This is a genomic window from Lysobacter sp. BMK333-48F3, assembly GCF_019733395.1.
Lineage (GTDB): Bacteria > Pseudomonadota > Gammaproteobacteria > Xanthomonadales > Xanthomonadaceae > Lysobacter.
In genome coordinates this window covers 10,897-25,953 of record NZ_JAIHOO010000001.1, presented here as the reverse complement: position 1 = coordinate 25,953, position 15,057 = coordinate 10,897, and the positions used below count along the sequence as shown (strand labels likewise).

3 protein-coding genes are annotated in these 15,057 nt (G+C 72.7%); all 3 read left to right on the top strand.

Annotated elements, in window-relative coordinates:
- The first annotated feature begins 19 nt into the window (after window positions 1–19).
- The 3 genes from K4L06_RS00035 to K4L06_RS00025 are packed head-to-tail and all read left to right on the top strand — an operon-like array spanning window position 20 to window position 15,021.
- Entirely contained in the window at window positions 20–2,518 is a 2,499-nt protein-coding gene (locus tag K4L06_RS00035; protein WP_221669437.1) for a M28 family peptidase, read from the top strand.
- A complete protein-coding gene (locus K4L06_RS00030) occupies window positions 2,515–4,128 on the top strand; it encodes a cyclic peptide export ABC transporter (protein ID WP_221669436.1) in 1,614 nt (537 codons plus the stop codon). The genes K4L06_RS00035 and K4L06_RS00030 overlap by 4 nt, the downstream gene beginning before the upstream one ends.
- Before the next feature lie 36 nt (window positions 4,129–4,164).
- Entirely contained in the window at window positions 4,165–15,021 is a 10,857-nt protein-coding gene (locus K4L06_RS00025) for a non-ribosomal peptide synthetase/type I polyketide synthase (RefSeq protein ID WP_221669435.1), read from the top strand.
- The last annotated feature ends 36 nt before the right edge of the window (window positions 15,022–15,057 follow it).

The following is a 15,057-nucleotide window of genomic DNA, read 5'->3' as shown; positions in this document are numbered from 1 at the left end:
ATCCACTGGAGAGGGGCGGATGGACGAGAACCAAGCAGTAGCGGGCGGCGACGGCAAGCCGCAGGCGCAGCCGAAGGGGCTGTGGCGCACGGTGGTCGGGCTGGCGGCGATCGCGGCGGTGATCGCTGCGGTCTGGTCGCTGTCGTCGCCGCCGCCGCTGCGCTCGGGCGAAGGCGATGCGCGCGCGTTCTCGGTCGAGCGGGCGATGGCGCACGTGCGCCAGGTCGCGCAGACGCCGCATCCCACCGGATCGCAGGCCAATGCGCGAGTGCGCGACTACCTGCTGGCGCAGTTGCGCGCCAGCGGCCTGCAGGTGCAGGTGCAGCGCGAACTTTCGCCCGGCCAGGGCGGCTACGCCTGGGTCGAGAACATCGTCGGCGTCCTGCCGGCGCAGGACGCCGCCCAAGTGGGAAAGCCGGGCAACGGGCTGCTGTTGATGTCGCATTACGACTCCATCCCATGGGCGCCGGGCGCGGCGGATGCCGGCGCCGGCGTTGCCACCGTTCTCGAGGCCGCGCGCGTCGCGGCGGCGTCGCAGCCCGGCGCGCGCAAGCGCGATCTCATCGTCCTGCTCAGCGACGGCGAGGAAATGGGCATGTACGGCGCGCGCGCCTTCTTCGACCGTCATCCGCTGGCGACGCGGGTCGGTACGGTGCTGAACTTCGAAGCGCGCGGCAGCAGCGGGCCGGTGCTGATGTTCCAGTCCGGTCCCGGCAGCGCGCCGTTGCTGCGCGCGCTGCACGGCGCCGCGCCGGTGGCGGGCTCGTACACCGAAGAAATCTACAAGCGGATGCCCAACCATACCGACTTCAGCGTGGCGCTGGAGCGCGGCCTGCCGGGACTGAACTTCGCCTTCATCGGCGGCTATTCCGACTACCATTCGCCGACCGACACGCCTGCCAACCTGGCGCCGGCGACGCTGCAGCACATGGGCGACCAGGCGCTGGCGTCGATGCGCGCGGCGTTGTCGGCCGCTTCGCTGGCGCCTGCCGCGGGCGCCGAGCCGGCGTACACCAACTTCACCGGCAAGCTGTTCCTGCAGTATCCGCGCTGGTTGGATCCGGCGGCGCTGGTCCTGGCCACGCTGCTGTTCGGCTTCGCCGCATGGCGCGGCCGTAGCGAAGCGGTCGGCGTCCTGGCCGCGGCGCGCGCTGCCCTGGCCGTGCTGGCGGCGGTCGCCACGGCGGCGTCGGTGGTGCTGGCGGTATCGGCCGGTCTGCGCCAGGACTTCTGGCCGGGGGCGATGCAGCGCGCGGTCGCCGCGCTGCAGGGCGAATGGTTCCTGGCCTGGGCCGTGCTGGCGGTCGGCGTGCTGGTGGCGATGCTCGGCGCCGCGCGCGGCGGTCTGCGCTGGTGGTGGGCCTTGGCGCTGGCCTTGCTGGCGGGCCTGCCGATGCTGCGGGCGGGATCGGTGTTCGTGCCCGGCCTGATCGCGGCCGCGCTGGCCGGCGCGCTGTTGTTCAAGCCGTTGAGCGAGGCGGCGCTGGCGCGCGGCGGCGAGGTCTTGCTGCTCGCGCTGGCCTGGCTGTTGGTGCTGGCCCTGCCCGGCGCGGCCAATATCCTGGTCTGGCCGCTGCTCGCCGTCGCCATCGGGCGTGTTTTCGCGGTGCTGCGCGCGTCGCCGGGGTCGGCTGGGTCCTCGTGGCCGCCGATGGTGCCGGCGCTGCTGGTCGGCGGGGTCGTCCTGGGGCAACTGGCGCTGGGCCTGGACCAGGCCCTGGGCGTCGGCGTGCCGGTGATCGGCGTCGTGCCGGTGCTGTTGCTGTGCGTGCTGTGCCTGCCGGCCTGGATAGGCGCCGGTGCGGCACGCGCAGGCGCGGCGCTGACCCTGGCCGGCCTGGCGGCGACGGTCGCGCTGGTGTTCGTCCATCCCTTCGATGGCCGTCATCCGCAGCCGAGCAGCGTGTTCGCGCTCGACGATCGGGTGCAGGGCCTGCGTTGCCTGGCGACCATTGACGCCAACGACGATGCCTGGAAGCGCGGCCTGCTGGGCGATGCGGCGCGTGCCCTGCCGCAAAACCTGTATGCGCCGGAGGTCTGGCGCGAAACCCGTTGCCGGCCGCTCGGCGATCGCGCCGCGGCGACCGCCGCGCCCGCGCGGATCCGCGTGCTCGGCGTCGAGCGTGCGGGCGAACTGCGCCGGATGCGCCTGGCGCTGAGCCTGGACCAGGGCCACGACGTGCTCGACCTGTATCTGCCCAAGGGCGCCGATGTGCGCAGCGCAAGCGTGCAGGGCCGCTCGATCCAGGCTCCGGCGGCCGAGGGCTTCGAGCAGTGGCCGGCGCGCATCCGCGGTTTCGCCGTGCCGGCCGGCGAGCTCGAGATCGCGCTCGACCTGGGCCCGGGCCCGCTGCCGCAGGCGCTGCTGGCGGTGACGATCGATCACCGCCTGCCGGCTGGGCTGGCCTTGCCGCCGCGCCCGGCGGGATTGATGCGGCAGACCCATCCTTACTCCGATGCCAGCGTCGCCGTGGCGCGCATCGGCCTGACCGCGGCGGCAGGCCGGGCGACGCCGTGATCGGCGAAACCGTCCGCCGTCACCGGGTTGCGCTGGCCACCGCCAGCGCGTTGGCCGCCGGCAGCGCGCTGGCTTCGATCGCGCTGATCACCCAGATCGGTGCGATCGCCGGCGGCGCTGTCGCCGGCACGGTGCAGGCCGCGTTGTGGCCGGCCGCGGCCGCGCTGGTCGCGATGCTCGCCCTGTCGGGGGCGGCGCAGACTTTCCAGGCCCACTTCGGCGCCGCGGTCATCTCCGAGTTGCGTTCGCAGCTGTGCGCGCGGTTCATGGCGCTGGACTACGCGCGCCTGATGAGCAATCGCGAACGCATCGCCGGTGCGCTGGTGGTCGACGTGACCCGCATCGCGCAGATGCTGCTGGTGCTGCCGCAGGCGTTCTTCAACGCCCTGGTGGCGGTGTTCTGCCTGTCCTATCTGGCCTGGCTGTCCTGGCCCTTGCTGCTGGTGCTGGCGGGATTCGTCCTGGCCAGCATCGCTTGCGCCCTGGCGATCCTGCGCCGCACCGAGGATTTCTTCGCCCGCATCCGCGACGAAGAAGACCAGTTGTTCCGCCACTTCCGCGCGATCGCCGAAGCGAAGAAAGAGCTGACCATGAACGCCGCGCGCGCCGCGCACTTTTCCGATCGTGTGCTGGGGCGGGCGATCCGCGACAACGAGGCCTCGCTGCGCGCGGCGAACCGCTGGCTGGGCTACACCGAAGTGTGGAACATGGCGATCGTCTACGCGGCGATCCTGTCGGTGGCGTATATCGGCCGCGCCCACCTGGGCCAGGACGCGGCGCTGGTGGCCAGGTTCGTGATCGCCTCGCTGTTCCTGATCGGTCCGGTCAGCGGCCTCATCGCCGCGATCCGCCAACTGGTGGCGGGGATGGCCAGCGTCCGCCATCTGCGCGCGCTCGGCCCGACGTTCTCCGGCGCGACCGCGATCGCGGCGGTCGATCCCGCGCGCTTCGACGGCTGGTCGCGCATTTCGTTCCGCCAGGTCGAGTACCGCTATCCGGGCGACGCCGGCGAATTCCGCTTCGGGCCGATGGATCTGGAGCTGCAGCGCGGCGAAATGGTGTTCGTGACCGGCGGCAACGGCAGCGGCAAGTCGACGCTGTCCCTGCTGCTGACCGGCATGCTGGCGCCGAGCGGCGGCGAGGTGCGGGTGGACGGGCGCGCGCTGGCGAGCGAGGAACTCGGCGATTTCCGCCAGTTGTTCACCGCGGTGTTCGCCGACTACTGGCTGTTCGACGATCTGCTCGACCGCCGCGGCCACAGCCCGCCGCAGGCGCAGGTCGACGCCTTGCTGCGCAAGCTGGGGCTGGACCGCAAAGTCAGCGCCAGCGGCGGCCGGCTGAGCACGCTGGAGCTGTCGCAGGGGCAACGCAAGCGCCTGGCCCTGACCCAGGGGTATGTGGAAGACAGCGACGTCTATCTGTTCGACGAGTGGGCTGCGGACCAGGACGTGGAGTTCCGCCGCTGCTTCTACCAGGAGCTGCTGCCCGAACTGAAGGCCGCCGGCAAGACGTTGGTGGTGATCACTCACGACGACCGCTACTTCGGCGTGGCCGATCGGGTGGTCCGGCTGGAATACGGCCAGGTCGCCGCCGACGCGGCCGCGGGCTGAGCGCGCCGCGACCCGGCGCATCGCAAGGACTATGCAATGAGCGAACAGCAAGGCAACCGCAAACCGTCTCCGGCGTCCGACGCCCACGAGGCGGCGATCGCCATCGTCGGCATGGCCGGCCGGTTTCCCGGCGCCGCCGATCTGGAGGCGTTCTGGGCGAACCTGATCGGCGGGATCGAGTCGGTGCGCGATTTCGACGAGGCCAGCCTGCGCGAAGCCGGGGTGCCGACATCGGACCTGGACGACCCGCGCTACGTCCGCCGCGGCGCGGCGCTGGACGGAATCGAAGCTTTCGACGCCGGCTTTTTCGCCATGACCGCGCTCGAGGCGCGCAGCACCGACCCGCAGCAGCGCCTGTTCCTGCAGACCGCCTGGGCCGCGCTGGAGCACGCCGGTTACGCCCCGGGCTGCGCGGCGCCGGCGGGCACGGTGGGCGTCTACGCCAGCGCTTCGTCGAACGCCTATTTCCTCGAGCGACTGTCGCGGCAGCCGGAACTGATGGAGGCCGTCGGGCCGATGGCGTTGGCGATCGGCAACGAGAAGGACTACCTGGCGACGCGCACCGCCTACAAGCTCGGGCTGCAGGGGCCGGCGGTGACGGTGCAGACCGCGTGTTCGAGTTCGCTGGTCGCCGTGCACCTGGCCTGCCAGGCTTTGTTGGCGGGCGAATGCGACATGGCCCTGGCCGGCGGCGTGTCGGTGCGGAGCCTGGAGCCGCGCGGCTATCGCCATGTCGATGGCGGCATCCTGTCGGCGGACGGTCGTTGCCGGCCGTTCGACGCCGACGCCAGCGGCACCGTGTCCGGCGACGGCGTCGCCGCGGTGGTGTTGAAGCCGCTGGCGCAGGCGCTGGCCGACGGCGACTGCGTCCACGCCGTGATCATCGGCAGCGCGGTCAACAACGACGGCCACGACAAGACCGGGTTCACCGCGCCCAGCGTGGAAGGGCAGGCCGCGGTGGTGCGCGAGGCCCTGGCGGTGGCCGGCGTCGAGGCGGAGACGATCGGCTACGTCGAGGCCCACGGCACCGGCACCGCGCTCGGCGATCCGATCGAGTTCGCTGCGCTGAGGTCGGCGTTCGGCGATGCGGACGCCGCTTACTGCGCGTTAGGCGCGTTGAAGGCGAATATCGGCCATCTCGACGCAGCGGCCGGCATCGCCGGCCTGGTCAAGGCGGCGCTGGCGGTGTCGCGCGGCGAACTGCCGCCGAATCCGCATCTGCGCCGACTCAATCCGCACATCGACGCGGCCGGCAGCCCGTTCCGTTTTCCGCTGGCGCGCGAGCCCTGGCCGCTGCGCCAGGGCGTGCGCCGGGCCGGGGTCAGTTCGTTCGGCATCGGCGGCACCAACGCCCACGTGGTGCTGGAGTCGCCGCCGGCGCCGGCGCCGGCCGTCGCGCCGCAATGGGCGCAGCCGCTGCTGCTGTCCGCGCGCACGCCGACCGCGCTCGCGTCGCTGAGCCAGGCGATGCGCCGCCGCCTGGCCGATGCCGGCGCGGCCTATGCCGCGATCGCCCACACCACCCGCGCCGGCCGCAAGGCGTTCCGCTACCGCAGCGCGCTGGCCGCCGTCGATGCCCTCGGCGCTAGCGCGCAACTGGACGGCGCCGCGGTCCACGATGCCGAGAACGCGCCGGCGCTGGCGTTCCTGTTTCCCGGTCAGGGCAGCCAGGCGCCGGCGATGGCGGCGGCGCTGTACGCGGCCTACCCGGGTTTCCGCGAAGACGTGGACGCCTGCGCGCGCACGCTCGAGCCGCAGCTCGGCTTCGACCTGCGTCCGTTGTTGCTGGAGCCGGCGCAGGCCGCGCGACTGGACGCCACCGAACTGGCTCAGCCGGCGCTGTTCGTAGCCGGCTACGCGCTGGCGCGTTTGCTGGAGTCGTTCGGCCTGCGCCCGCGGGCGATGCTCGGCCACAGCCTGGGCGAGTACGTCGCGGCCTGCCTGGCCGGAGTGATCGCGCGCGACGACGCGTTGCGCCTGGTGGCGCTGCGCGGCCGGCTGGTCGCGCAGTTGCCGGCCGGGGCCATGCTCGCGGCGATGGCGGACGAGGCCGGCCTGCGCGAGCGCTTGCTGCCGCAGGTCGAGATCGCCGCCGTCAACGGCGCGCGGCAATGCACTTTGGCCGGTCCGCCCGAAGCGGTGGCGGCGCAGGCGGCCGCGCTGGAGGCAGCCGGCATCGCCTGTCGCCGCCTGCCGGTGTCGCACGCGTTCCACAGCGCCATGCTCGAACCGATCCTGCAGCGCTTCGCCGAGGGCGTCGCGAACACGCCGTTGTCGGCGCCGCAGCGTCCTTACATTTCCAATCTCGACGGCGGCTGGATCGGCGCCGAGCAGGCGACCAGCGTCGATTACTGGGTCGCGCACATGCGCCAGGCCGTGCGCTTCGATGCGGGCCTGCGCACCCTGGCCACGCTGGGCGAACTGGTGACGGTCGAAGTCGGCCCCGGCGCGGCGCTGGGCGCGTTCGCCCAGGCCGCCGGGGTCGCACTGCAGAGTTTTCGCACCCTGGCCGCGCCCGGCGACGGCGACCCGCTGGCGCCGCTGCGCGCGACCCTGGCCGCGTTGTGGGCGCGCGGCCATCGCATCGACTGGCGCCGCGCAGTGCCCGAGGCGCCGCGACAGCGCGCGCCGGCGCCCGGCCATCCCTTCGCCGAGGAGCGGCACTGGATCGAGGTCGCGCCGCAGGCGGCGGCCGCTTCGCCCCGCGCGGCCGACGCGCTCGCGCCGATCGAAACCGCGGCGGCGAAGGCCCGGGTTCCCGGTTGGCGCCGGCTGCCGCGGCCGCCTCGCGAATGGCCGGCCGCGCCGAGGCAGGAACTGCTGTGGTTCGCCGATCCCGGCGGCGCGGATACGGCGACGCTGGCCGAGGTGCGCGCGCGCGGTTGGCCGGTACGCGTGGTCTCGGCGGTCGCCGGCATCGCGCAGCCGACGGCGCGGGCGGACGGGTTCGCGCTCGATCCGGCGCAGCCGCAGGCGCTGGCCGAGTTGATCGCCGAACTCGCGCAGGCCGGCGATGTGCCGTCGCGGATCGTTTATGCCTGGCCGATGTCGGCGCGCGATGGCGACGGCGAAGACGCGCAGCGGCTATGCCTGGATCTGCCGATCGCGTTGTTGCGTGCGTTGGAGACCGGCCCCGCCCGGCATGTCGCCATCGACGTGCTGACCGTGGCGGCGCAATCGGTCGACGGGCGCGAGCACGACGATCCGGTCCAGGCCCTGGTCGCCGGCGTATGCCGGGTCGCCCCGTTGGAGCATTCGCGCATCGCCTGTCGCTGGCTCGATGCCGAAGGCGGCGCGCAGGACCCGCGCGCGCCGGCCGATCCGGCGCTGCTGGCCAGCGCGCTGACCGGCGCGGACTCGGGGCCGGCGGTCGTCGCCTTGCGCGGCGCCTACGCCTGGGTGCCGGAGTTGGACGATGTGGATCAGGCCGGCGCGATGGATCAGGCCTCGCTGCGCGACGGCGGCCACTACCTGATACTAGGCGGCAACGGCGGCATCGGTCTGGCGTTCGCCGAATACCTGGCCGCACGGGTGGCGAACCCGCGCCTGACTTTGGTGGCGCGGTCGGCGCGGGAGCAACCGCGCGAGGATATTGCCGAACGGTTGGCCGGTTTGCGCGAATGCGGCGCGTCGGTGCGCCTGATCGGCGCCGACATCGCCGATGCGGACGCCCTGCGCGCCGCCGTCGCCGAGGCGGTCGCCGCGCACGGCGCCGTCGAGTTGGCCTTGCATGCCGCCGGGGCGGCCGGCGAGGGCCTGATCCGCCAGACCGACCGCATGCGCCTGGCGCCGGTGCTGAGCCCCAAGACGGCGGGCTTGCGCGCCCTGGACGAGGCGCTCGGCGCCGCGCCAGCGCGCATCGTGTTGTGCTCTTCGATCAATGCCTTGCGTCCGGCGCCCGGACAGGTCGGCTATTGCGCGGCCGCGGCCTATCTGGACGCGTACGCGCAGAAGCGTTCGCGCCCCGGGCGGCGCATCGTCTCGATCAATTGGGGGCCGTGGCCGGGCATCGGCATGGCCGCGCAGCAGACCCAAGCCAGGCCGGATGCGCGCGCGATCGCCGACGCCTTCGATGCGGCGCTGGGATTCGGCGGCCGGCAAATGCTGCTGACCCCGGGGGCTGCCCGGACCGTTGCCGAGCCCTGCGTCGTCGACGCCGTGCCCGCGCAGTCGGCAGGCAGCGAGTTCGAAGTCGTCGTCGCGCGCATGCGGGTCGTCTGGCAAGCGCTGTTCGGGCGCGAGGTCGGCGACGATGCCGATTTCTTCGCCCTCGGCGGCCATTCGCTGATGGCGCTGCAGCTGATCGCGCGGGTACAGCGCGACTTCGGCGTCGAACCTGCGCTGCAGGCGCTGTTGGCCGCGCCGACCTTGGCGGGCATGGCGCGGGCGGTTCTGAGCGCGATGCAGGGCTCGGGAGCGGACGCGTTGCCCGCCGCCGACCGCCGCCGGCCGCTGCCGCTGTCGTGGTCGCAGCAGCGGCTGTGGTTCCTGGACCGACTGGACGCGGCGGCCGGTGCGGCCTACCACATCGCCGCCGGCGTGCGCCTGCGCGGTGCGCTGGACGAGTCGGCCCTGGCGCGGGCCTTGCAGCGGATCGCCGAGCGGCACGAATCGCTGCGCACGGTGTTCGAGCACGGCGTGGACGGTCCGGTGCAGGTGGTGCGGGACGAGGCTGGCTGGACGCTGCAACGCGAGGATCTGGAAGCGCTGCCGGCAGAGGAGCGCGAGGCGGCGCTGCAGCAGGCTTGCAGCGGCTGGGCCGCGGCGCCGTTCGACCTGGCGGCGCAACCGCCGGTGCGCGCGCGGCTGCTGCGCCTACAGGCCGATGAGCACGTGCTGGTGCTGGTCCAGCACCACATCGTCTCCGACGGCTGGTCGCAGGGCGTGCTGGTGCGCGAGTTGGGCGCGCTGTACGCGGCCTACGCGCAAGGTCGGCCCGATCCGCTGCCGCCGTTGCCGTTGCAGTACGCCGACTATGCGGCCTGGCAACGCGCGCGGCTGTCGCAGGCGGACCAGGCCGACCAGGTGGAGGCCTGGTGCGCGCAATTGCGCGGTGCGCCCGAGTTGCTGGCGCTGCCGAGCGACCGGCCGCGCCCGCCGGTGCAGAGCTACCGCGGCGGGCGCCTGGCGGTGCGTCTGGATGCGCCGCTGACCCGGCGCTTGCGCGAGCTGGCGCAGGCGCAGGGCACGACCCTGTACACGGTGCTGCTGGCCGGCTGGAGCGCGCTGTTGTCGCGGCTGAGCGGACAGGACGACGTGGTGATCGGTTCGCCGGCGGCGAACCGGCCGCGGGTGGAGCTGGAAGGGCTGATCGGTTTCTTCGTCAACACCCTGGCGCTGCGGATGCGGGTGGAAGAGGGCGCCACGACGGCGGCGTTGCTGGCCCAGGCCAGGGCGAGGGTGCTGGAGGGCCAGGGTCGGCAGGAGGTGCCGTTCGAGCGGGTGGTGGAGGCGTTGCATCCGCAGCGCAGCCTGAGCCACAGCCCGGTGTTCCAGACCTTGCTGAGCCTGGACAACACGCCGCAGCGGAGCTTGGCGCTGCCGGGCCTGGAAGTGGAGGGCTATGCGGTGGCGCACGGCGCGACCCAGTTCGACCTTAGCCTGACTCTGCGCGAGGAAGGAGCGGAACTGAGCGGCGCGATCGAGTACGCCAGCGACCTGTTCGACGCGTCGACGGTGGCGCGCTGGTCGCACTGGCTGGAACGCCTGCTGGGGGCGATGGCGGATTCGCCGGAGGCGGCGGTGGCCTCGCTGCCGTTGCTGGACGAACAAGAGCGCAGGCAACTGCTGCAGGCCAGCGCCGGCGCATCGGCGGAGGCGTCGGATCGGACCCTGGTGGAGCTGTTCGAAGCGCAGGTCGCGCGCACGCCGGAGGCGGTCGCGCTGCGCAGCGGCGAGGCGCAGCTGAGCTATGCGCAACTGGAAGCGGCATCGAACCGGGTCGCGCATGCGCTGATCGGTTTGGGCGTGGTGCCGGACGCCTGCGTCGGCTTGTGCGCCGACCGCGGCGTGGAACTGATCGTCGGCCTGCTCGGGATCCTGAAAGCCGGCGGCGCCTACGTGCCGCTGGACCCGGGCTACCCGCGCGAACGGGTGCTGCAGATGCTCGACGACGCCGCGCCGGTCGCGGTGGTCAGCGCCGGCGGCGCGGCGGCCAGGCTGGGCATCGACGGTTACCGGGTGCTGGAAGTCGAAGCCACCGCCGATAGTCCGCAGACGCATGCGCCCGACGTCGCGTTGCGGCCTGAGCATCTCGCCTACGTGATCTACACCTCCGGCTCGACCGGCCGGCCCAAGGGCGTGATGGTCGAACATCGCCAGGTCGCGGCTCTGTTCGCCGCGACGCAGGCCGCGTTCGACTTCGGCCCCGGCGACGTCTGGAGCGTGTTCCACTCCTTCGCCTTCGATTTCTCGGTGTGGGAGGTATGGGGCGCGTTGCTGTACGGCGGTTGCGCGGTCGTCGTGCCCTGGGAGTGCACGCGTTCGCCGGAGGACTTCCTGGCCCTGCTGGCGCGCGAGCGGGTCAGCATGCTCAGCCAGACCCCGAGCGCGTTCCGGCAACTGATCGCCGCCGGCGCCGCTGCCGCGCCGCTGCCGGCGCTGCGCGCTGTCGTGTTCGGCGGCGAAGCGCTGGATCCGCGCATGCTGCGGTCCTGGATTGAAGGCCATCCGCCGGAACGGGTGGCGCTGGTCAATATGTACGGCATCACCGAGATCACCGTGCACGCGAGCTATCTGCGCCTGCAGCGCGAGGCCATCGAGCGCGGCCACGGCAGTCCGATCGGCGAGGCCCTGCCGCACCTGAGTCTGTACGTGCTCGACGCCGCCGGCGAACCGGCGCCGGTCGGCGTGCCGGGCGAACTGCATGTCGGTGGCGCCGGCGTGGCGCGCGGCTACCTGCATCGGCCCGAACTCACCGCGCAGCGCTTCTTCGCCAATCCCTTCGTCGCTGGCGATCGTCTGTATCGCACCGGCGATCTGGCCCGCAGGCGCGCCGACGGCGGCCTGGACTATCTGGGCCGCAACGACTTCCAGGTGAAGATCCGCGGCCACCGCATCGAATTGGGCGAGGTCGAGGCCGCGCTGCGCGGCATCGACGAAGTCCGCGGCGCCGTGGTCGAAGCGCGCGAGGACGCGACGGGAGAGCGCCGGTTGGTGGCTTACTACGAGGCCGCCCAGGCCGGAACCACGCCACAGTCGCTGCGCGCCGCGCTGGCGGCGGCGCTGCCGTCCTACCTGGTGCCGGCCGCGTTCGTGCGGGTCGAGCGCTGGCCGCTGACGCCGAGCGGCAAGCTCGACCGTGCCGCGCTGCCGGCGCCCGATGCCGACGCCGCCGTTCACCGGCCCTATCGCGCGCCGGCCGACGCCTTGCGCCAGGTGCTGGCCGAGGTCTGGGCCGAGGCCTTGCGGGTACCGGTCGAAGGCATCGGCGTCGACGACAACTTCTTCGAGCTCGGCGGCGACTCGATCCGCAGCATCGCGGTGGTGGCCGAAGGCCGGCGCCGCGGCCTGAACTTCGCCGTAGCCGACCTGTTCCGGCACCCGACCGTCGACGCGCTCGCGCAGGCGATCGCCGCCGCGCCGGCGAGCGCCGGCGCCGCCGGGTCGGACGAGCCGGACGGGCGCTGGTTGAGCGCCGAGTCCGCGGAGGACTTGCCGGAGGGCGTGGAGGATGCCTGGGACGCCACCTTGCTGCAGCAGGGGATGATCTTCCATGGCGAGTACGGCGGCGCACGCGGCGTGTACCACGACGTGTTCTCCTACCGCATCGACCTGCCGCGCTGGGACGAGGCGGCGATGCGGACCGCGCTCGACACGATCGCGTCGCGGCACCCGGTCCTGCGCAGCGGTTTCGAGCTGCGCGGCGACGGCACGGTCAGGCAGTGCGTGCATTCGGCGGCGCGGATCGGCCTGCGATGCCGCGACCTGCGCAGCCTGGACGCGCAGCAGCAGCGCGCGGCGGTGCTCGAGTTCCTCGCCGAGCGGCGCGCACAGCCCTGGCCCCTGGGGCAGGCGCCGCTGCTGGCGTTCTTCGTCGACTGGTGCGCGGCGAACCGGATCCAGCTGACGATCGCCTTCCATCACGCGATCCTCGACGGTTGGAGCGTGGCGCTGATGCAGACCGAGCTGTTCGGCGAGTATTTCCGCGCGCTCGGCATCGACGTGCCGGCGCCGCCGGCGCCGATGGTGCCGGCGAAGGCCGGCGTCTGGCTCGAACGCCAGGCGCTCGGCGACGTCCGCCACGCCGAATTCTGGTCGGGTTATCTGGCCGACGCCGAGCCGACCGTCCTGGCCGATCTGCCAGGGGAATGGCCGCAAGGCGACGTGCGCAATCCCACCGTCGAAGTGCCGGCGCCGGTGGCGGCGCGCCTGGCGGCGCTCGCGGCGGGGCTCGGCGTGCCGCTGCGCTCGGTGCTGCTGGCCGCGCACCTGCAGGTGATCGGCGTGTTCGCCGGCACGCAGAGGCCGATGACCGGGGTGGTTTGCAATACCCGCCCCGAAACCGCCGGCGGCGAGCGCAGTCTCGGCCTGTTCCTCAACACCTTGCCGCTGCGCGCGACGGCCGCGCCGGGCAGCTGGAAGCAGCGGATCCTGGCGGTGTTCGACGAGGAGAACCGGTTGGCCGAGCACCGCCGTTATCCGTATTTCCGCATCGTTTCCGAGCACGGCCATCGCGCCCGCCTGGACGCGGTGTTCAACTACGTGCACTTCCACGCCCATCAGGGCATCCACGACGCGGTGCGCGGGGGCTTGGCGCGGATGGAGGCGGGCGAGGTCGATACGATCGAGTCCACCGGCTTCGGCCTGACCACGACCTTCTCCGGCGCGGGCGACCGTCTGGCCCTGGCCTTCGATGCCGATCGCAGCCGTTTCGGCCGCGCCCAGCTGATGCGCATGGCCGATGCCTACCTGCGCGTGCTCGAAGCGATCGCCGCCGACGCCGAGGCGCCGTGGCAGGACACGACGGTGCTGTCGGCCGCCGAACGCGCTCGCCTGACCCTGGACTGGAACGCGACCGCCCGCGACTACCCGCAGGAGGTGATGCACGCCGGTTTCGAACGCCAGGTGCGGTTGCAACCGCAGGCACCGGCAGTGCTGTGCGGCGAGGAGCGCTGGAGCTACCAGACGCTCAACCGGCACGCGAACCGGATCGCCCACGGCCTGTTGGCCGAAGGCGTGCGCGCCGGCGACCGGGTCGGGATCCTGCTCGAACGCGGGCCGTGGATGCTGGCGGCGGTGCTGGCGGTGGTCAAGGCGGGCGCGGCCTACGTGCCGCTGGACCCGGCGCACCCGCCGCAGCGGCTGCGCGAGACCCTGCAGGACTGCACGCCGGCGCGGGTGCTGTCGCAGCGTTCGCTGGCCCGGCACGAAGGCGTGTCGGCGGTGCCGGTGCTGTGCGTGGACGAGGCCGAGCGCTGGGACGGCCAGGCGCAGACGAATCCGTCGGCGAGCGGGATCGGCACCGATCCGCAGGCCTTGGCCTACGTGATCTACACCTCCGGCTCGACCGGCCGGCCGAAGGGGGTGATGGTCCGGCACGCGGCGGCGGCGAACCTGTTCGCGTGGGTGGAAGCCAGCTTCGGCATGGGCCCGTCGGACCGGGTGCTGTTCACCACCTCGCTGAGCTTCGACCTGTCGGTGTACGACCTGTTCGGAATGCTGTGGAGCGGAGGCAGCGTGCAGGTGGCGCGCTCGGAGGAGGTGCGCGACCCGGCGCGGCTGGTGGAGCTGCTGCGCAGCGGGATCACCTTCTGGGACTCGGCGCCGGCGGTGTTCGCCGGGCTGCTGGGTTCGCTGCAGGGCGAGGTATCGTCGGACCTGCGCCTGGCGTTCTTCAGCGGCGACTGGATCGGCCTGGACCTGCCCGACGCGTTGCGGCGGGCGTTCCCGCGCTGCGAAGTGGTGGCGCTGGGCGGCGCGACCGAGGCGACGGTGTGGTCGAACTATCACCGGGTGGGGCAGGTGGATCCGGGTTGGAAGAGCATTCCGTACGGGCGTCCGATCTGGAACGCGCGCTACTACGTGCTCGACGGTCGCGGCGAGCCGAGCCCGGTGGGGGTGCCGGGCGATCTGTACATCGCCGGCGCGTGCCTGGCCGCGGGTTACTGGAACCGGCCGGAGCTGACCGCGGAGCGTTTCGTCGCCGACCCGTTCGTGGCCGGTGAGCGGATGTACCGCACCGGCGACCGTGCGCGCTACTGGGCGGACGGAACGCTGGAATTCCTGGGCCGCAGCGATTTCCAGGTGAAAGTGCGCGGCTACCGGATCGAGCTGGGCGAGATCGAATCGGCGCTGCAAGCCTGCGCCGGGGTGCGCGAGGCGGTGGTGGCGGCGCACGGCGACGCCGGCGGCGAACGCCGCCTGGTGGCGTACTGGCTGGGCGAGGCGGTGGAGGCGGCGTCGCTGCGCAGCCAACTGCAGTCGCGGCTGCCGGAGTACATGCTGCCGTCGGCCTATGTGCACATGGAGCGCTGGCCGCTGACTCCGAACGGCAAGCTGGACCGTGCGGCGCTGCCGGCGCCGGAAGGCGAGGCGCATGCGCGCCAGGCCTACGAAGCGCCGCAGGGCGAGGTGGAGCAGGCGCTGGCGCAGCTGTGGACGCAGTTGCTGGGGGTGGAGCGGATCGGCCGCCACGACCATTTCTTCGCCCTCGGTGGGCATTCGCTGCTGCTGGTGCAGTTGTCGTCGCGGATGCGCGAGACCTTCGCGGTCGAGTTGAGCATCGACCTGCTGATCCGCAACCCGGCGCTCGGCGCGATGGCCGCGGCGGTGGTCGAAGCGCAGTTCCAGACCTATCTGGGCAGCGATGCGCAGGCCCTGGCCGAGCAGCTGGACGGATTGTCGCGCGAGGAACTGCTGGCCTTGCTGGACGAGGAGGACGGGGTGACCTGATCCGAACGCTTGCCGACCGAAGAACACGCGTACCGA

What these genes read in the sequence shown, in the direction of transcription:
- K4L06_RS00035 (WP_221669437.1), top strand. Translation starts at nt 20, where the DNA reads ATGGACGAGAACCAAGCAGTAGCGGGCGGCGACGGCAAGCCGCAGGCG.
- K4L06_RS00025 (WP_221669435.1), top strand. Translation starts at nt 4,165, where the DNA reads ATGAGCGAACAGCAAGGCAACCGCAAACCGTCTCCGGCGTCCGACGCC.